The following is an 18,622-nucleotide window of genomic DNA, read 5'->3' as shown; positions in this document are numbered from 1 at the left end:
AGTGGTCATGAGCTGCCGGAGTCATGTGTTCTGCGTCTAGGTTGACGGCTGTCAACCGACATAACCGGCGCCTGGCTGGCTGGGGCAGCGCTTGCGCGCGCGCAAAGCCATATTTCCGGGCGGGGCATTCCCGCTGCGGTGCAACGCACGTCTCCCAAAACGCAAACCGGCCCCGAAGGGCCGGCAGGCAGTTCACGCGCGAGGCGTGGTGAGGGGTCAGGCGGCCTGCTTCAGTTCCGCCAGCGCGCGCCGGCCTGCCACCAGTTGTTGCGCCACTTCAGCGACGCGCGCACCGAGGTGCTCGGCGGTGCGCAGGTCCGCCAGCGGCGGCACCACGTCGGCGCTTTCATCGGCGTTGGACTGCGCGGCGGCGCCGAGGAAGAAGCCATGGCGGTTCAGCGAGTCCTCGGTCGACTTGGAGTTGTTGTGGCCCGGGGGCAGGCCCAGGTTGACCCAGTGCATGCCGTGCTGTGCCGCGAAAATGGCGATCTGCTGCAGCGTTGCCAGCTTGTCGCCCGAACGCGAGGCGGCGTTGGTGAAGCCGGCCGCGACCTTGTTGGCCCACTTGCCGCCCTTGGCGAAGACGTTGCGCGAGGTGGCGTCCATGAAGCCCTTGAACTGCGCCGAGGCGCTGCCCATGTAGGTCGGCGCACCGAAGATGATGGCGTCGACCTGCTCCAGCGTGTCCCAGTGCTGGTCGATGTCTTCCACCGGAATCAGCAGGCTTTCGGCACCCGCCACGCTGCCGGCGCCGCGGGCGACGGCCTGGGCCTGCTTGGCGGTGTGGCCGTAGCCGCTGTGGTAGACGATGGCGACGCGGGTAGGTTGGGTATGCATGGTGTCTAGTCCCTTGATTTTAAAAATCTGAATGACCGTTTGCTGCGCTGCGCTGTGGCGTGTCTGCCTTTTAGTATCGCGCGTTGTGTCGGCCGGTGAAGAGAGTTTAGGCACGCGGTTACCCCTGCGTGAGGCCATTCATTAAACAAATTATTGAAATATTTTGAAGTTTCGATCGTGCCGCGCTGGACGATCGTCGACGCAGCGCTATCCCGGGTTTTCCCCGCAGCGGCGGCCATGGAAAAGCGCCCCGGGACGCGATAAAGTTGCGGCACCACCACTTGTGGCCCACGCCCCCGACCATCATGAGACCAGGCGGCACGCAGCCTTCGTCGGTCTTGCATCAGCGCCGTCCCTGCCTCCGCGTGCTGGTGCCCAGGGCATTGGCGCTGGCAGCCTTGCTGCTCACATGCGCCGGCGTGCGCGCCGCAGATGCGCCGGACAGCGCGGTGGCCGCCGCCACCGGCGAAACCCTCTCCGACATCGTGGTCACCGCCACCCGCAGCGAGCAGCGCCGCTTCGACGCGCCCGCCGCGGTAGACAGCGTGCCGGTCGATCCGCTGCGCGGCGCCACGCCGCTGGTCAATCTGTCCGAAGTGCTGGCGGGTGTGCCGGGCGTGGCCGTGCGCGACCGGCAGAACTATTCGCAGGACCTGCAACTGGCGGTGCGCGGCTTCGGCACGCGTTCCACATTCGGCGTGCGCGGCGTTCGGCTCTATGTCGACGGCATCCCCGCGACCATGCCGGACGGGCAGGGCCAGGCCTCCACCGCCGACCTGCCCAACGCCGGCCGGGTCGAGGTGCTGCGCGGCCCGTTTGCGCAGATGTACGGCAATGCCTCGGGCGGCGTGGTGCAGGTGTTTACGCCCGACCCGCCCAAGGACGGCTTTACCGCGCGCGCGTCGACCGGCTTCGGCTCGGACGGCCAGTGGCAGGCCGGGGTGGCGCTGGCCGGCGGCAACGAGCGCCTGGGCGGCTCGCTCGATGCCTGGACCTACCAGACCGACGGCTACCGCGACCATTCGGCGGCGCGCCGCTACCAGCTCAATGCACGCGTGGTGGCGCAGCCGGCCAGCGGCACGCGCGTGACCGGCCAGTTCAACTACTTCAACCAGCCGCTGGCGCAGGATCCGCTCGGGCTGACGCGCGCGCAGGCCGATGCCAACCCGCGCCAGGCGGTGCCGGCGGCGACCCAGTTTGACACCGGCAAGAACGTCGAGCAGGCGCAGGCGGGCGTGGTGGCGGAGCACCAGCTGACCGACCTCGACAGCCTCTCCGGGCGTCTCTACGGCGGCACCCGCAACCTGTACCAGCGGCTCGGCTTCAGCGGCGCCGCGCCGACGTCGTCTGGCGGCATCGTCGACCTGGATCGCATCTTTGGCGGCGGTGCGCTGTCCTGGAGCCGGCGCACTACCGCCAACGGCCTGCCGCTGCGGTGGACTGCCGGGGTGGAAGCCAACGGCATGCGCGACGGCCGCAACGGCTATGTCAACCAGGATGGCAGCCAGGGCGCGCTGCGGCGCGACGAGACCAATACCGCGACCGACCTGGGCGCCTTCGCGCAGGTCGACTGGACCTTCCACCCCGCCTGGCAGGTGGTCGGCGGCGTGCGTGCCAGCCGCGTGCGGCTCGGCATCGACGACCAGTTCATCACCGCGGCCAGCCCGGACGACAGCGGCACCGCCACCTACAGCAACGTCAGCCCGGTGCTGGGACTGGTGTGGCATGCGCTCGATACCCTGAACGTCTACGCCAACCTCGGGCGCGGTTTCGAGACGCCGACGCTGACCGAGATCGCCTATGGCCCCGGCGGGGTCGGCAGCAACCTTGGCCTGCGCGCCTCGACCAGCCGTCAGGGCGAGATCGGCATCAAGTGGCAGGCTGACGGGCAGCGGCTGGAGGCCGCGCTGTTCGATGCCGACAGCCACGACGAAGTGGTGCCGCAATCGAACAACGCGGGCCGCACCGTCTACCAGAACGTCAACGGCGTGCGCCGGCGCGGCTTCGAGCTGGGCTGGCGCGGCGGCTTCCTGGGGCAGGTCGGCACGCCGGGGCAGGGCGGCGGCAGCCGCGTCGAGGCCGGGCTGGCCTATACCTGGCTCGATGCCTATTTCGGCGATGCCTTCGTCAACGCGCAGGGCCAGACCGTGGCCGCGGGCAACCGGCTGCCCGGCACCGCGCGCCACAGCCTCAGCGCAGAGGTGGCCTGGCGGCCGCTGGCGCCGCTCACGCTCGGCGCCGAGATGCGCGTCGACAGCCGCGTCTATGCCGACGATCTCAACACGCAGGCCGCGCCCGGCTACGCGGTCTTCAACCTGCGCGCGGGCTATGAGTTCCGCATCGGCCCGACTCGCGCCTACCTGTTCGGCCGCATCGACAACGTGACCGACCGGCGCTATATCGGCTCGGTGATCGTCAACGAGGCCAACGGGCGTTACTTCGAGCCGGCACCGGGCCGGCGCTTCTTCATCGGGCTGCGCGCGGCCTTGTAGGCTCGGCACGCTTCGGGCGGTCGCGCCCCGGTTTCGCTGACTGCCTGTTGATTGCCTGTTGATTGCCTGTTGCGCCATTGCCCTTTAAGGTGTTGGCTTTGGCTGCGTCCGCCTGCATGCCCAACCAGTCATTGCCGGCGGCAGCGCGCGCCAGAACGGAGTTTGCGTAATGACCGCGCCCATGCCAGACCTTCCCGTCGTGCCGTCGCCGGACGACCGTACCCGCCGCATCATGCTGTGGGTCGTGGCGGTCGGCTTCTTCATGCAGACGCTGGACTCGACCATCGTCAACACCGCCTTGCCGTCGATGGCGCGCAGCCTCGGCGAGAGCCCGCTGCGGATGCAGTCCGTGGTGATCGCCTACTCGCTGACCATGGCGGTGATCATCCCGGCCTCGGGCTGGCTCGCCGACCGCTTCGGCACGCGCACCATCTTCCAGACCGCGATCGGCCTGTTCGTGGCCGGCTCGCTGCTGTGCGCGTACGCGCCCACGCTCAACTTCCTGGTCGGCGCACGCGTGGTACAGGGCGTGGGGGGCGCCATGCTGCTGCCGGTCGGACGGCTCTCGGTGCTGCGCACCTTCCCGCGCGAACAGTACCTGCAGGCGCTGAGCTTCGTTGCCATCCCGGGCATGATCGGTCCGCTGATCGGACCCACGCTGGGCGGCTGGCTGACGCAGGCGCTGTCGTGGCACTGGATCTTCCTGATCAACGTGCCCGTCGGCCTGCTCGGCGCGATCGCCACGATCCGGTATATGCCGAACGCAAAGCTGTCCGGCATCGGCCGCTTCGACATCGCTGGCTACCTGCTGCTGGCCATCGCCATGCTGGCGCTGTCATTTTCCCTCGACGGCCTGGCCGGCCTCGGCTTCCAGCACGCCACCGTGCTGTTGCTGCTGATCGCCAGCATGGCCGCGCTGACCGCCTACGGCCTGCATGCCAACCGCCGCAAGCAGCCGCTGTTCCCGCTGCGCCTGTTCCGCATCCACAGCTTCAGCGTCGGCCTGCTGGGCAACCTGTTCGCCCGCATCGGCAATGGCTCGATGCCGTTCCTGATCCCCCTGACGCTTCAGGTCAGCCTGGGCTATTCCCCTTTCGACGCAGGCCTGATGATGCTGCCCGTCACCGCCGCCGGCATGGCCTCCAAGCGGCTCGCCACGCGGCTGATCCAGCGCCACGGCTATCGCCGCGTGCTGGTCTCCAATACTTTCGTGGTCGGCCTGGTGATGGCCGCCTTCGCGCTGATCACGCCGCAACTGCCGCTATGGCTGCTGATCCCCTTGCTGGCCGTGTTCGGCATGGTCAATTCGATCCAGTTCACGGCGATGAATACCGTGACGCTCAAGGACCTGAGCGGCGCCGGCGCCAGCAGCGGCAACAGCATGCTGTCGATGGTGCAGATGCTGTCGATGAGCCTGGCGGTGACGTCGGCGGGCGCGTTGCTGGCGACGTTCCAGAATCGGTTTGGCGGGGACACGGCCGCGGTGTTGCCGGCGTTTCATGCCACCTTTGTCTGCATGGGGCTGATCACTTGTGCGTCGGCGTGGATCTTCATGCAGCTGGGGAGGCAGGAGGCGGCGCCGGCGTTGCCGGTCAGGCATGGGGAGAAGGAGGTGTGAGGGCAGTTGGCGGACCGGCGTTGGGAGCCGGCCTCGGGTCAGGCGGGCCAGCAGTTCTGCATGTGCTGGGACGCTGCCGACGAGGTCGTCGCGGCCCGGCGACAGGTCGAGCGTCGGTGCCAGCTGCGCCAGCGCGTCGTACCTGGCGGCGGAGCGGCCACCGACCACGATCAGCTGCGGGGCCAGGGCGCGGATCGCCGCCAGGTCGGGCTCACTCACCGGGCCCAGCCGGGCGTAGCGCGCATCCTGGTACATCGTGAGCTTGCCGGGGAACTGGCCTTCGGGCACGCCGGCGACCGGGACCTGCAGCACACGCAGCGTGTCGAGCGTGGCCATGTCGAAGACGGCAATGCGCGCGGGATGGTCGGGTACTTCAGTGGTGCCTTTAGCATGCTTCACCGTCATTGCCAGCGCAGGCAAGGCGGGGGCGAGCAGGGCCGCGGCACCGGCGGCGAGCAGGCGGCGCCTGCCCGGTTGGAATCGGTTCATCAGAGTCCCTGGTTGAATGCACAGCAACGCCCGGGATCCTGCAACCAGGACCACCGGGCCGTTGACAAGCCGAAAGATCAGAACTTGACCGATACGCTCATCCAGTAGCGCCGGCCATCCTCGACATAGCCGTAATCGGTGTAGTTCACCTGCTTGTCGAAAAGGTTGTAGATGCCGGCGAACACCGACACGTGCTTGGTCACCGCGTAAGTCGCCCCAAGGTCGACGAACGTGTACGACGGCGCCACCACGGTGCTGGACGACGGCCCGGTGATCGGCTGGCTTTCCTTGCCGCGATAGTTGACGCGCGCCCAGCCGTTGAGCTCTCCGGTCGGGCGCCAGTTCAGCGTGGCGACGAACAGGTGCATCGGCAGCTGGTTCAGCGGCTGGCCGGCGTACTGTCCGCTCTTCTGTTCCGACTTGGTGTACGTGTAGCTGCCGGTCAGCGACAAGGTGCGCGCGATCGGCCAGCGCAGGCTGGCTTCCACGCCGCGCGAGTAGGCGCTGTCCACGTTCATGTACGTGGTCGGGTTGGCGCCGAACCGGTTCGCGCCATCGGTGCACTGCGTGTTCGGGCAGGCGACGCGCGTGATCTTGTCCTTGAAGTCATTGTTGAACAGTGTCACGCCGGCCTGCAGGCCATTGCCCTGGTCATACAGCAGGCCGAGTTCCTGCGACAGCATGGTCTCGGGCTTCAGGTCCGGATTGCCATACATATTGCCGCCGCGGCTGGTCTGGCCCCAGCCGGCCACGGTCTGGCGCAGGTCCGGCGCGCGGAAGCCGGTGGAAACGCCGCCCTTGACGGTCCAGCGCTCGGCCGGCTGCCACACGCCGTACAGGCGCGGGCTGTAGTGCTGGCCGAAGTTCTCGTCATAGTCCATGCGCGCGCCGCCGGTCAGCGCGAAGCTTTGCGACAGGCGCCATTCGTCCTCGGCGAAAAGCGCCCACTGGTAGCGGTCAACCTTTTCCGGGCCGTTGGCGATCTGGTTGCCGGTCTGGTCGTGCAGGCGCTGGCTCAGGTACTCGGCGCCGACCGACAGCATGTGGTTGCCCAGCGGCATGGCCCAGCTGGTGCGCAGGTCCAGGTTCCTGATCTTCATCTGGCGGCTGCGGTTGTCGAACTCCTCCTGCTGGATATAGCTGTTGGAGACGCCGAAGCCCCAGCGGCCGGTATGCGACAGCGCGAACTTCTCGCTGCGGTAGTCGGCCTCGGACGAGGTCGGGCAGCCGGTGCGCGGACAGCTGGCGCCGGGCGCGAGCGGCGGCACGGTCTTGCCGACGGTCTCGTTGCGCAGCTGGCGCATGGTGGTGGCTTCCAGCACGATGTCGTGGTCGCGCGTGGGCGTGAGCGCCAGCTTGGCGGTCAGGCTCTCGGCGCGGCGGCCGCGAAAACCGTTGTCAATATCGTCTTCCTGGCGATGGTAGCTCTGGCCGTACAGTTGCAGGCCGAGCAGGTCGTTCTTGAGCGGGCCGGCGAGGTAGAAATTGCCCTGGTAGATGTCGCCGGAGTCGCTGTTCTGCTGCAGCGTGGCGTCGCCGCGCAGTTCGCCGGTCCATGTCCTGGGTACCTTGCGCGTGATGATGTTGACTACGCCGCCCATGGCATCCGAGCCATACAGCGACGACATCGGCCCGCGCACCACCTCGACGCGTTCGATCGCCGACAGCGGTGGCGTCCAGCTGCTTTCAACCCCGGACGAGTCGGAGTTGGTGCGCGTCTCGCGCGAGCTCTGGCGCTTGCCGTCGATCAGGATCTGGGTGTACTTGGGACCCATGCCGCGCAGGCTGATGTCGGTGGTGTCGCCGCCGCCGCTGATGATGACGCCGGGCACTTCCACGAGCGCGTCGTTGAGGTCGCGATAGGCCTTGTTTTCAAGCTCATCGCGCGTGACCACGCTGATCGACGCGGGTGCGTCGCGGATGTCCTGCGCGCTGCCGGCGGCGGTGACCACCACCGTGGGCAGGTTCTTCGCTTCGGCGTCCGGCTGGCCTGACTGCGCCCAGGCTCCTGTCATTCCCGTCATGCCGGAAGCCCCGCAAAGCGCCGCCACGATCCGGCCCCACGATCCTGCGCTCATTGCCGTCGAACCTGCCGACGTACCGGCCGCCGTGTTTGCCGCCACGGTGTGCCCCATGGCTTGCCTGTCCTTCATTATTTTCCCCGCGCAATGTGAATAACAATCATTCTCATATTAGAATTCGCGATACAAAGTGCTTACCAGTCACTTTGGATAGGTTTTGTTTTCTTGACGTTTCTTGACGGAACCCGGGCGCGCGGCAGCATCAAACGCCGTCACCGGGAAGGCTGGATACAGATGTGCTTCAACATGGGCGCCGCGCGCGTGCTGCTGATCGACGACGACATCGAGCTTGCGCAGATGCTGCGCGAATACCTCGAACCCGATCACTGCACGGTCACGCTGGCGCACACCCGCGAGCAGGGCGAAGTCCTGCTCGCGCGCAACGACCATGATGTGGCGCTGCTCGACCTGATGCTGCCGGACGGCAACGGGCTGGACCTGCTCAGGCAGCACCGCAGCCGCTCGCAGCGGCCGGTGATCATGTTCACCGCACATGGCGATGAAACCGACCGCGTGCTGGGCCTGGAGCTCGGCGCCGACGACTACCTAAGCAAGCCATTCAGCCCGCGCGAGCTGAAGGCGCGCATCCACGCCGTGCTGCGCCGTTTCCGCACGGGCGTGGAGGCTGCGCAGCCGGAGCAGGACACCTGGCTGCAGGCCGGCACGCTGCGTCTGAATCTGGCTACGGGCGTTGCCATGCACGGCAACATCCAGGCGATGCTGACCGGAGCAGAACAGCGCGTGCTCGAAATCCTGCTGCGCTCCGCGGGCCGCGTGGTCGAGCGCGCAGAGATTGGCCAGTTTGCGCTGGGCCGCGCGCCCGAGCGCTTCGACCGCAGCATCGACACCCATATCAGCGCACTGAGGCGCAAGCTGGCGATCGACGGCACGGCCCCGCCGCTGCTGATCCGCAACCTGCGCGGCCGCGGCTACATGCTGGTGCAGTCGCCATGACTCCGTGGCGCCGCGTGCGTGCGCTGTTCCCGCTGCCGCTGTTCTGGCGCAATTTTCTGACGTTCTGGCTGGGCGTGGCTGCCATTGTCGGCATCGGCATGGCGCTGACCGCCGCGGTGGAGTGGTTCAACGGCGGCCGCGGCGTGCCTGACGATGCACTGCCGAGCCTGTTCGAGCCCTTTTTCCGCGTACGCAGCGGCGCCGGGCATCCGGCTGGCGCGGGACTGGGGTTGAGCATCGCGCAGGCGGCGATCGCCGCGCATGGCGGTGCCGTCACCGCGCACAATGCTGCACCGCATGGCCTCGCGGTGCGGATCTGTCTGCCGTGCCATGTCGTGCAGGCACCGGAAGACGCAGTTGCCGACCTCGCCGCACTACACTGAATCCACACCTTGACGGGCGAACTTCGCTGCGCCTGGCCGCTCCTGCCATCATGCGCCGGCGGCGTACAGGATGCCGGCATCAACGCGAGAAGGCGCCAAGGCTTCGGCCGTCATGAATACGTCAGTGACCGGCAGCCTGCACTGGACCTATGCACAACAATGACGACCGCCGCGCCGCAAGCGCGGGCGCCTACACGGTGCCGCGCACTGACCCGGCCACGCCCGATGGCGCCGGGGCGGTCTCCGGCGCCGTCGCCGCGCCGGCCAAGGTCCACGCGGTGGCTCATCCGCCGCTGGCCGCGCATCGCGAATGCCCGCAGCCACATGCCCTGGCGAGCTGTCCGCAGGCCGACACGCTGTCGCCGGCGGTGCGCTACGGCGAACTGTTCGTCGATGTCCAGCACAGCGGCCTGTTCGCCGACAGCAAGACCTTTCCTGATTGCATTCCCGGCTGCGACCCCGAGTGGATCGTCGCGCGCTATCGCCAGACACGCGTCGAGCCTGGCTTCTGCCTGGCCGACTTCGTGCAGGCCCACTTCACCCGCGCGATCGTGCCGGACAGCCACTATGTCTCCGATCCCGCCAATACGCTGCGCGAACATATCGACGGCCTGTGGCCGGTGCTGACGCGCGAGCCGGGCGCGCATCCGCCGCTGTCGTCGCTGCTGCCGCTGCCGCATCGCTACGTGGTGCCTGGCGGGCGCTTCGGCGAGCTGTACTACTGGGATTCCTATTTCACCATGGTGGGGCTGTCGGCAAGCGGGCGCGGCGACCTGCTGCTGGAAATGGCGCGCAATTTCGCCTACCTGATCGACACCTACGGGCTGGTGCCAAACGGTACGCGCAACTATTATCTGAGCCGCTCGCAGCCGCCCGTATTCGCGCTGATGGTCGACCTGCTCGAGCGCGAACAGGTCGCCAGCGCGCGCGACTTCGTGCCGCAGCTTCGGCGCGAGTACGACTTCTGGATGGACGGCGCCCAGGCCCTGCGTCCGGGCTGCGCACACCGGCGCGCGCTGTGCCTGCCCGACGGCGCCGTGCTTAACCGCTACTGGGACGACCGGCCTTGCCCGCGCGAGGAAGCTTTCCTGGAAGACGTGCAGACCGCCGAGCGCAGCGGCCGGCCGCACCACCTGGTGTTTCGCGACCTGCGCGCCGCCGCCGAATCGGGCTGGGATTTCAGCTCCCGCTGGCTCGAGCTGCCGCTTGCGGGGCAACCCGCCGATCTCGCCACTATTCGCACTACAGCGGTCCTGCCGGTCGACCTCAACGCGTTGTTGTGGCACCTAGAAACGCGCCTGGCCGAATTGTGCGACCAGGCCGGCGATGCCGATGCCGACCGCTTCCTTGCCGCCGCGCGCCGGCGCGAAGCCGCCATCCGCCAATACATGTGGGACGACGCAGCCGGCATCTTCGTCGACTACGACTGGTGCTGCGGATCGCCGCGACCATGCCTGACAGCGGCGACGATGATGCCGCTATACCTCGGCCTTGCACGGACGGAAGAAGCCGGCGGCGTTGCCAGTGCTGTGGCTGCACGCCTGATGGATTCAGGAGGACTGGCCACCACCGAACTCACCTCCGGCCAGCAGTGGGACCATCCCAACGGCTGGGCGCCATTGCAATGGCTCGCGGTGCGCGGACTGACGCGCTACGGCCATGAAGGCTTGGCGCGCGACATCGCGCAGCGCTGGCTCGCCACGATCGCCGGTGTCTATGCCCGGGAATGCAAGCTGGTGGAGAAATACCGGATCGAGGCCACCGGCGAGCGTGCCAGGGGTGGCGGAGGCGGCGAGTATCCGCTGCAGGACGGGTTCGGCTGGACCAACGGCGTTGCCAGTGCGTTGATGGCGTTGTATGGCGATCTGCCGGCGATGTGCCTGAACGTCTAGCCTAGCTCGATCCCATCGACAGCGCGTGGTCATGGACGGCACGCCCGAGGTTGGGCGGGCCGTCCTTTCCCGGAGGCGAGCCGGCGGTGGAAGGTACCTGACGCGGTTGGCGTTGCTTGCAAACTGGCTTCACGCCCGGGGCCGCAGCTCCCGTCGCAACACCTTGCCTACTGTCGACTTCGGCAGTGCCTCGACGAATTCGAAGGATTTCGGCACCTTGTATCCGGTCAGTTGCCCGCGGCAATGCGCCTGCAATGCCGCTGCATCCAGCGTCGCGCCGGCGGCCATCACCACGTAGACTTTCAGTGCTTCGCCGGAGTGGCCGTCGCTGATACCCACGCACGCGCATTCGATCACGCCGGGACAGTCGCTGACCACGGCCTCGATCTCGTTGGGGAACACGTTGAATCCGGAGACGATCACCATGTCCTTCTTGCGGTCGACGATCTTCAGGTAGCCCTGTTCGGTCAGCATGCCGATGTCGCCGGTACGGAAGTAGCCATCGGCGGTGAACGCATCGGCGTTGGCGCCTGGCTTGTTCCAGTAGCCGCGCATGACCTGCGGCCCCTTGACGCAGACTTCGCCCGCCGCGCCGGGCGGCACGTCACGGTCGTCGTCGCCCAGCAGCCGGATATCGGTGGACGGCAGCGGCAGGCCGGTGGTGCCGTTGAAGGCTTCGGCCGTCGGTGGATTGAAGCTGACGATCGGGCTAGTCTCTGACAGGCCATAGCCCTCGCGGATGAAGACACCCGTCAGCGCCTTCCACCGCTGCGAGGTGGCCGGCACGATGGCCGCGCCGCCGCCCGCGGCCAGGCGCAGCGACGAGAAGTCGACCTCGCCGATGCGCGGGTGCGCAACCAGGCCGGCGTAGAGCGTGTTGACCCCGGTCAGCACGGTGCAGCGCGAGGCCTTGAGCACGTCGATGAAGGCATCCATGTCGCGCGGGTTCGGCACCAGCCAGTTGCGCGCCCCGACCGTGAAGAAGGTGATGAAGTTCACCATCAGCGCGAAGATGTGATACAGCGGGATCGCGGTCACGACCACTTCCTTGCCGTCGACCAGGTTGTCCGTCACCATCGCCTTGAACTGCGCCACGTTGGCGACGAGGTTGCGGTGCGACAGCGCCGCGCCCTTTGACACGCCGGTGGTGCCGCCGGTGTATTGCAGGAAGATCAGGTCGTTGCCTTCGATTTCCACGGCCTGCAGCGGCAGCGCACGACCCTGGGCGACGGCTGCGTCGAAGGCGATTGCCTGCGCCAGCCGGGGATCGACCGGCGGCGACGGCAACGCCGCCCCGGTGCCGTCGCCGGGTCCGGCGGTGACGATGGTCCTGAGCGGGGTCCGCGCCATCACTTCTGCGACGGTGGCACTGATGCCGCTGTAGGCCACCAGGATCTCGACCCCCGCGTCGTTGAGCTGATGCTCGAGCTCGCGCGCCGTGTACATCGGGTTGATGTTGACCTGCACCGCACCGATGCGCGCGATCGCGATCAGGGCGATCGGGAAGGCGATGAGGTTGGGCAGCATCACGCCGATGCGGTCCCCCTTGCGCACGCCGAGTTCGGACTGCAGATAGGCGGCGAAGTCGCGCGACTGCGCGTCGAGACCGGCGTAGCTGACGGTCTGCCCGAGGCAGGTGAAGGCGGGCCGGTCGGCATGCTGGCGCAGCGCGGTATCCAGCAGTGCGGTCAGAGAACGGGGCGTGTCCGCATCGATCTCGGCGGGGATGTCGCCATAGCTGGCGAGCCAGGGTTTCGTGGTCATGGTGCCTTGGTCAAGCAGGGTTTGAAAGCGGAGAAAGTCGCGCGCCGTCGGCGGGTATCACGGCGCCACGATCTCGAATTGCGGGTCGAACTTGTCGAGCATGCCGAACAGCGTCTGCAGCGCGGCGGGATCGCCGTCAAGCTTTGCTTGCCCGGCAGCCGTTGCCGCCTGCAGCGTGGTCTGGCCAAGCAGCGCGCCGACCAGCACTGCGCGCGGCGCGGTCAGCGTGACCTGTGCGTCGGCGTGCTGGCGTTCCGCGCGATACATGAAGACCGAGTTGTCGACGGACAGGGCGTATCGCTTGCCGGTGTCGGGCTGGACCCAGTTGATCTTCACCAGCTTGCCGGCCGCGCGTTCGCTGTTCAGGCGCACGGCGAGGAAGTCCAGGAACATGGTGTCGGTCATCGCGCGGACCATGTCGGGACTGGCGGTCTGCGTGGACTGCGTCTTCGGCACGCCGTTGCGCAGCTCGTAGGCGCCCACCAGGTAGGCGCTGCGCCAGGCTGCGGATTCGGCCTGGTAGCCCATCTGCTCGAGCGCGTCGGCCAGCAGCTTGCGTGCCGCCTGGTTCTTCGGATCGGCGAAGACCACATGCTTGACCACCTCGGCCACCCAGCGGTAGTCGCCTTGCGCGTACGAGGCGCGCGCCTGCTCCAGCGCCTTGTCGGCGCCGCCCATGAATCGCACGTAGCGCTGCGCGGACTGCTCGGGCGGCAGCGGGTGCAGGTCGGCCGGATTGCCGCTGTACCAGCCGAGATAGCGCTGGTAGATGGCCTTGGCATTGTGGTTCACGGTGCCGTAGTAGTCGCGCAGGTCCCACTGGCTGGCCAGCGACGGCGGCAGCTTCACCATTTCCGCGATCTCGGTCATGGTGTAGCCCTGGTTGGCCAGCCGCAGCGACTGGTCATGGATGTACTTGTAGCCGTCGCGCTGCTTGCCCAGGTACGCGAGGATGTTCTGCTGGCCCCACATCGGCCAGTGATGCTGGGCAAAGACCACTTCGGTGCGATGCCCGTAGCGGTCTGCGGTCTCGTCCAGCGCGCGCCACCACTGGTTGGCGTCGCGCACCTGCGCGCCGCGGATGGTGTAGAGGTTATGCAGCGTGTGGGTGGCGTCCTCTGCAGCGCACAGGGCCTTCAACTGCGGGAAGTACATCAGCATCTCGGCCGGCGCCTCGGTGCCGGGAGCCATCTGGAATTCGATCTGCACGCCGTCGATGGTGCGGGTCTCGCCGGTCTTGCCGACCAGGTCGGTGGGCGGGATCAGCGTGACGGTGCCGAGCGACACCGTCTTGCCCAGCCCCGCGTCGACCTGCCCGCGCGGCCCCTTAGGCAGCAGCGGCCCATACATGTACTGCGCGCGCCGGCTCATGGCGTTGCCGGCGTAGATGTTCTCGCTGACGGCTTCTTCCATGAAGCCTTCGGGGGCAATAATCCTGACGCGGCCGGCCTTGACGTCGTCTTCGCTGACCACGCCCTTGACGCCGCCGAAGTGGTCGGCGTGGCTGTGGGTATAGATCACCGCGACGACCGGCGTCTTCGGGCGGTGCTTGTAGTACAGGTCGAGCGCGGCGCGCGCGGTTTCGGCGGTGAGCAGCGGGTCGATGATGATGAGGCCGGTGTCGCCTTCCACCACGGTCATGTTGGACAGGTCGAAGCCGCGCACCTGGTAGATGCGCTCGGTCACGCGGTACAGGCCATGGTGCAGGTTGAGCTGCGCCTGGCGCCACAGGCTCGGATTGACCGAGGCCGGCGCGGCGTCGTCCTTCAGGAAGGCGTAGGCGTCTAGGTTCCAGACGACGCGGCCGCTGGCGTCGCGGATCTCGCCGCGCTCGATAGTGCCGATAAAGCCGCGGCGCGCGTCCTCGAAATCCTGCCGGTTGGCGAAGGGCAGGTGCTTCAGCACCTCGGCGTTGGCCTGGCGCGTGGCCGCGGTGGCATCGCCCGGAGCTACCGGCGCTTCGCCGGCGACGGCGGGCAGCGGCAGCAGCAGGGCGCACGCGATGGAGATCGCGGAAGCGGCGGACTTGCGAAGCATAAAGTCTCCAGTGTTGCTTGGTAGGGTCGTTGTCGGGGAAGCAGGCAGCCGTCGCCGGCGTATCGATGATGGCCGGCGGGCGTGTGGCTCAGCGGGGCGTGGCCGGCGGAACCGCCTTCGTGCCGGAAGGCAGGGGAGCATCCGCGGCGGACGAATGCGGCTTGCCGAGAAACAGGCGCAGAGCGAGCCGCTGGATCCGGCCGCCGTATGGCGGGTGGAACAGCGTGATCGGGAACCAGCGGCGCTCGCTGAACACCGCCTTGGCGTGCGACAGCTCGCGGAAGCCTTCGGCGCCGTGGTAGTTGCCCATGCCGGAGGTGCCGGTGCCGCCGAAGGGCAGGTCGTGGTTGACCACATGCCAGCCCCAGTCGTTGAGCGTGACGCCGCCGGCGTGGGTGCGCTCCAGCAGCGGACCGGTCTCGGCCTTGTCATGGCCGAAGTAGTACAGCGCCAGTGGCCGCGTGCCGCGCTGCACGCAGACGATGGCCTCGTCGAAGGTGCGGTAGGTCATGACCGGAAGGATCGGCCCGAAGATTTCCTCTCGCGCCAGGCGCATCTGCGGCGTGACCCCAAGCACCACGTGCAGGGGCAGGCGCCGTCCGTCCGCCGGCATCGCCGCGGCGAGGATCCGCGCGCCGTGCGCGCGGGCATCGTCGAGCAGCGCCCGCTGGCGGGCCAGCGCGTCGTCGTGGATGACGGCCGTGTAGTCGTCGCTGCCCTGTGGATGCATGCGGGCCGCGGCGGCGAGCACTGCTTCGGCGAAAGCGCCGGCAAGCTCTTCCGGCACCAGCGCGTAGTCGGGCGCGACGCAGATCTGGCCGCCGTTCAGGGTCTTGCCATGGGCGATGCGCGTGGCCGCCGTCGCCAGCGCCGCGCTGCGGGAAACGATTGCCGGCGACTTGCCGCCCAGTTCCAGCGTCACGGGGGTCAGGTTGTCGGCGGCGGCTCGCATGACGTGGCGGCCCACCTCGGGCGAGCCGGTGAAGACGATATGGTCGAACGGCAGGCTGGTGAAGGCGCGTGCCACCGCGGCATCGCCCTCGACCACGGCCACCTCGTCTTCATCGAAGGCTTCGGCCAGCAGCGCGCGCAGCGCGGCCGAGGTGTGCGGCGCGTATTCGGAGGTCTTCACCATGCAGCGGTTGCCGGCGGCCAGCGCGGTCGCCAGCGGGCCCAGCGCGAGGTAGACCGGGAAATTCCACGGCACCACGATGCCGACCACGCCCTTGGGCTGGACCATCACGCGCGCGCCGTTGCCGAGGAACAGCAGCTCGGTGTGCCGGCGCGACGGCTTCATCCAGCGCCGCAGGCCGCGCAGCAGGTGGTTGATATGCAGCACCGACGGTAGTACGTCGACCATCAGAGTCTCGGCGTCGGCGCGCGCGCTGAAGTCGCGCGCCGCGGCGGCGGCGAGCCGGTGGGCATGGCCGCGAATCGCCCGGCGCAGCCGCTGCAGTGCGCTTCTGCGTTGCGCCAGCGAGGGGAAGGGCGACGCCATGAAGGCTGACTGCTGCATTGCCAGCAGCGCCTCCAGGCGTGTTGGTTGTGCTGCATTCACCATAATCATAATCCCCTAAAATTATTCTGAACAGTCGGTACAATTTCAAGTTTGGTGAAGGCGGTGGTAGCCTGTCAAGGACAGCATGCCGCCTCTAGGGCAAATCCCGAGAGGGAAAATGGCCGGCGCTCAACATTTCCCCGGCCCAGTGCCGACGCAGCCATGCATTCATCAGAAGAAGGTGCCCCAGGCACCGACCGCCCCCACGACACCGCACCGAAAGCACCGCCGGCACGCGGAACCGGCGCGACCAAATACCGCCGCGGCCTGGAAACGCGCCAGCGCGTCATTGACCTGACCAAGGGATTGATCGCCGAGCACGGCTATGGCGAAGTCACGCTGGACCAGGTCTCCACACACGCCGGCGTGGCAAAAAGCAGCTTGCTGTGGCATTTCGGCAGCAAGGAAATGCTGCTGGCGGAAGCCGCGATCAGCCTGTTCCAGGAAATCGAGGTGCAGTTCGACCCGGCTGACCTGCAAGGCCTGACCGTGTCGCAGCGGGTGGATGAGTTGTTCGAGCGGGTAGCCGATTACTTCACGCGCAACCCGGAAACCAAGGGGATCGTGCTGGCGCTGTTGTTTTCAGGCAATGCGCCGCAAAGCGTGCGCGAGCATATCCGTGAAGGGTGGAACGGCCATGTGCGGGTTCTGGTGGAGGCCCTTGGCACGCCGGAGCGCCCGCTGCCACCGGAAATGGCGCGCGCGCTGCTGGCGGTATTCCATGGCTGTTACTGCCACTGGTATGCCAATGGCCGGCAGGAGCCTATCGGCAGTTACCTGGCGCCGGCACGGGAGATGTTCCGCCACTGGTATCTCGGCGCGGAATAATCGTATTGAGGGCTGGCGGACTCCGATGTGTGTCCTATAATCATTGACATCGCAACGATTGATCGAGCAATCACATGACTCCCCAGCCACAAAGCGGTGAGGCCACCGGCCAGGTCCTGCCATTCCGCAAGTCTTTGCTGGCCATGCTGGGCGTGTCCTTCGTGGTGATGCTGGTGGCGCTGGACCAGACCGTGGTCGGCACCGCGCTGCCGACCGTCGTGGCGGAACTGCAAGGCTTCGAGTACTACGCCTGGGTGGCGACGGCGTACCTGCTGACGTCCGTCATCACCGTGCCGATCTTCGGCCGGCTGGGCGACTATTACGGACGCAAGCCCTTCGTGCTGGCGTCGATCGTGGTGTTCACCGTCGCGTCGGCATTGTGCGGGCTCGCGAGCAGCATGCCGTTCCTGGTGCTGGCGCGAGCGCTGCAGGGCATCGGCGGCGGCATGCTGGTGGGCACGGCTTTCGCCTGCATTGCCGACCTGTTTCCCGACTCGCATGTGCGGCTGCGCTGGCAGGTGATGCTGAGTGCGGCATTCGGTATCGCCAATGCCATCGGACCGTCGCTGGGCGGCGTGCTGACCGAGTGGTACGGCTGGCGCGCGGTGTTCTATGTCAACCTGCCGGTCGGCGTGCTGGGCCTGTGGTTTGCCTGGCGCTACCTGCCGCACCTGCGCCAGCAGGCGCACAGCGGGCCGGTGCGCGTGGACTGGGTCGGGGCCTTGCTGATCGCCCTTGGCCTGGGCGCCATGCAGATGAGCGTCGAACTGCTGCCCGGGCGCGGCTTCGATGCCTATACCGGTGGCTTGCTGTTGCTGTCGGCCCTCGCGATGGTGGCGCTGTGGCACTGGGAGCGGCGCTGCGCCAACCCGATCCTGCCGGTGGAGATGTTCCGCAATCCCGGACTGGCGCCGCTGTTCCAGCTGTCGGTGTTCGCCGGCTTCACGATGTTCGCGCTGCTGCTGTATGCGCCGTTGCTGTTCCAGGGCGGCTTTGGCCTGTCGCCGAAGGAAGCGGGCTTGCTGATCACGCCGCTGGTGGTCTGCATCACGGTCGGCAGCATCGTCAACGGCCGCGTCATCACCCGCATCCGCCGGCCCAACGCGATGCTCTATGCCGGGTTTGGCATGCTGGCGCTGGCCACGCTGGCCCTGTCGCAGGCCACGCGCGCCATGCCGCACGGGATGCTGCTCGCCATCATGCTGGTGGGCGGACTCGGGCTGGGCTTCATCATGCCCAACCTGACGGTGTTCGCGCAGCAGACCGCCGGGCGCGAGCACCTTGGCATTGCCACGGCGATGCTGCAATCGCTGCGCATGGTGGGCGGCATGGTCGGTACGGCGATCGTCGGCACGCTGGTCACGCGCAGCTATACCGGCGGCGTCGACCACGCCATGGCTGCCGCCGGCGCCAGCCAGTGGGCAGCGCGCATGGGAGACCCGCAGGTGCTGATCGACAAGGCCTCGCAACTGGCGCTGCTCGGCGAGCTGGGCCAGGCCGGGCACAATGGCGCCTTGCTGCTGGAGCAGGCGCGCATGTCGCTGGTCAGCGCGATCCACCTGGGCCTGCTGGCCGCCGGGATTGCCGCTGCGGTGGGCGTCTGGTGCGCGCACCGGGTGCCGCCGGTCAGACTGGTGCGCACCGCGGGGCCTGCGATGGCGGCGGAGTGAGCGCCTGCGGCGCCTGTGA

The 18,622-nt window shown here is 67.7% G+C and carries 13 protein-coding genes; 8 read left to right on the top strand and 5 right to left on the bottom strand.

What is annotated here, in order from left to right; all coding sequences use genetic code 11:
* Window positions 1-216: 216 nt before the first annotated feature.
* Entirely contained in the window at window positions 217-837 is a 621-nt protein-coding gene (locus E0W60_RS04250; RefSeq protein WP_133095830.1) for a flavodoxin family protein, read from the bottom strand.
* 305 nt (window positions 838-1,142) lie between these two features.
* Between E0W60_RS04250 and E0W60_RS04245 the strand changes: the two genes are divergently transcribed.
* From E0W60_RS04245 to E0W60_RS04235, 3 genes are all read left to right on the top strand, one after another.
* Window positions 1,143-3,329: a TonB-dependent receptor family protein gene (locus tag E0W60_RS04245; RefSeq protein ID WP_135703133.1), complete on the top strand. Its 2,187-nt coding sequence runs from the start codon at window positions 1,143-1,145 to the stop codon at window positions 3,327-3,329.
* A 181-nt stretch (window positions 3,330-3,510) separates the two neighbouring features.
* Window positions 3,511-4,947 (top strand): multidrug transporter subunit MdtD, encoded by a 1,437-nt coding sequence (gene mdtD, locus E0W60_RS04240; RefSeq protein WP_135703132.1) that lies wholly within the window; start codon window positions 3,511-3,513, stop codon window positions 4,945-4,947.
* Between the two features lie 60 nt (window positions 4,948-5,007).
* Window positions 5,008-5,544, top strand: a complete 537-nt coding sequence (locus E0W60_RS04235; protein ID WP_135703131.1) for a hypothetical protein — start codon at window positions 5,008-5,010, stop codon at window positions 5,542-5,544.
* On the opposite strand, the gene E0W60_RS04230 is transcribed toward E0W60_RS04235, so the two are convergent.
* Window positions 5,514-7,514, bottom strand: a complete 2,001-nt coding sequence (locus E0W60_RS04230) for a ligand-gated channel protein (protein ID WP_135703130.1) — start codon at window positions 7,512-7,514, stop codon at window positions 5,514-5,516. The two genes, E0W60_RS04235 and E0W60_RS04230, sit on opposite strands and share 31 nt — an antisense overlap.
* Window positions 7,515-7,751: 237 nt before the next feature.
* On the opposite strand from E0W60_RS04230, the gene E0W60_RS04225 reads away from it, so the two are divergent.
* From E0W60_RS04225 to treF, 3 genes are all read left to right on the top strand, one after another.
* Window positions 7,752-8,471, top strand: coding sequence for a response regulator transcription factor (locus E0W60_RS04225; protein ID WP_240745833.1), 720 nt, complete (start codon window positions 7,752-7,754; stop codon window positions 8,469-8,471).
* Complete coding sequence (locus E0W60_RS04220) at window positions 8,468-8,854, top strand: ATP-binding protein (RefSeq protein WP_135703129.1); 387 nt, start codon at window positions 8,468-8,470, stop codon at window positions 8,852-8,854. The genes E0W60_RS04225 and E0W60_RS04220 overlap by 4 nt, the downstream gene beginning before the upstream one ends.
* Before the next feature lie 149 nt (window positions 8,855-9,003).
* Window positions 9,004-10,746 carry an alpha,alpha-trehalase TreF gene (treF, locus tag E0W60_RS04215; RefSeq protein WP_135703128.1) on the top strand — a complete coding sequence of 581 codons (1,743 nt, stop codon included), beginning with the start codon at window positions 9,004-9,006 and terminating at the stop codon, window positions 10,744-10,746.
* A 129-nt stretch (window positions 10,747-10,875) separates the two neighbouring features.
* On the opposite strand, the gene E0W60_RS04210 is transcribed toward treF, so the two are convergent.
* The 3 genes from E0W60_RS04210 to E0W60_RS04200 all read right to left on the bottom strand — a co-directional run bounded on the left by E0W60_RS04210 (window position 10,876) and on the right by E0W60_RS04200 (window position 16,063).
* Complete coding sequence (locus tag E0W60_RS04210) at window positions 10,876-12,510, bottom strand: AMP-binding protein (RefSeq protein ID WP_135703127.1); 1,635 nt, start codon at window positions 12,508-12,510, stop codon at window positions 10,876-10,878.
* Between the two features lie 57 nt (window positions 12,511-12,567).
* Window positions 12,568-14,547 (bottom strand): alkyl/aryl-sulfatase, encoded by a 1,980-nt coding sequence (locus E0W60_RS04205; protein WP_135703126.1) that lies wholly within the window; start codon window positions 14,545-14,547, stop codon window positions 12,568-12,570.
* Window positions 14,548-14,635: 88 nt separating this feature from the next.
* A complete protein-coding gene (locus tag E0W60_RS04200) occupies window positions 14,636-16,063 on the bottom strand; it encodes a coniferyl aldehyde dehydrogenase (protein WP_240745832.1) in 1,428 nt (475 codons plus the stop codon).
* 204 nt (window positions 16,064-16,267) lie between these two features.
* On the opposite strand from E0W60_RS04200, the gene E0W60_RS04195 reads away from it, so the two are divergent.
* Window positions 16,268-16,933, top strand: a complete 666-nt coding sequence (locus tag E0W60_RS04195; protein WP_135703124.1) for a TetR/AcrR family transcriptional regulator — start codon at window positions 16,268-16,270, stop codon at window positions 16,931-16,933.
* 74 nt (window positions 16,934-17,007) lie between these two features.
* On the top strand, window positions 17,008-18,603 hold the full coding sequence (locus tag E0W60_RS04190) for an MFS transporter (protein WP_135703123.1): 1,596 nt from the start codon (window positions 17,008-17,010) through the stop codon (window positions 18,601-18,603).
* Window positions 18,604-18,622: the final 19 nt, after the last annotated feature.

Source organism: Cupriavidus oxalaticus (assembly GCF_004768545.1).
GTDB classification, from domain to species: Bacteria; Pseudomonadota; Gammaproteobacteria; order Burkholderiales; family Burkholderiaceae; genus Cupriavidus; species Cupriavidus oxalaticus_A.
This window is presented reverse-complemented; position numbering and strand designations above follow the sequence as displayed.

Excerpts from the sequence above, each read along its gene's own strand:
- E0W60_RS04250 (WP_133095830.1), bottom strand. The coding sequence starts at position 837 with ATGCATACCCAACCTACCCGCGTCGCCATCGTCTACCACAGCGGCTAC.
- E0W60_RS04245 (WP_135703133.1), top strand. The coding sequence starts at position 1,143 with ATGAGACCAGGCGGCACGCAGCCTTCGTCGGTCTTGCATCAGCGCCGT.
- mdtD (WP_135703132.1), top strand. The coding sequence starts at position 3,511 with ATGCCAGACCTTCCCGTCGTGCCGTCGCCGGACGACCGTACCCGCCGC.
- E0W60_RS04235 (WP_135703131.1), top strand. The coding sequence starts at position 5,008 with ATGTGCTGGGACGCTGCCGACGAGGTCGTCGCGGCCCGGCGACAGGTC.
- E0W60_RS04230 (WP_135703130.1), bottom strand. The coding sequence starts at position 7,514 with ATGAGCGCAGGATCGTGGGGCCGGATCGTGGCGGCGCTTTGCGGGGCT.
- E0W60_RS04225 (WP_240745833.1), top strand. The coding sequence starts at position 7,752 with ATGTGCTTCAACATGGGCGCCGCGCGCGTGCTGCTGATCGACGACGAC.
- E0W60_RS04220 (WP_135703129.1), top strand. The coding sequence starts at position 8,468 with ATGACTCCGTGGCGCCGCGTGCGTGCGCTGTTCCCGCTGCCGCTGTTC.
- treF (WP_135703128.1), top strand. The coding sequence starts at position 9,004 with ATGCACAACAATGACGACCGCCGCGCCGCAAGCGCGGGCGCCTACACG.
- E0W60_RS04210 (WP_135703127.1), bottom strand. The coding sequence starts at position 12,510 with ATGACCACGAAACCCTGGCTCGCCAGCTATGGCGACATCCCCGCCGAG.
- E0W60_RS04205 (WP_135703126.1), bottom strand. The coding sequence starts at position 14,547 with ATGCTTCGCAAGTCCGCCGCTTCCGCGATCTCCATCGCGTGCGCCCTG.
- E0W60_RS04200 (WP_240745832.1), bottom strand. The coding sequence starts at position 16,063 with ATGCAGCAGTCAGCCTTCATGGCGTCGCCCTTCCCCTCGCTGGCGCAA.
- E0W60_RS04195 (WP_135703124.1), top strand. The coding sequence starts at position 16,268 with ATGCATTCATCAGAAGAAGGTGCCCCAGGCACCGACCGCCCCCACGAC.
- E0W60_RS04190 (WP_135703123.1), top strand. The coding sequence starts at position 17,008 with ATGACTCCCCAGCCACAAAGCGGTGAGGCCACCGGCCAGGTCCTGCCA.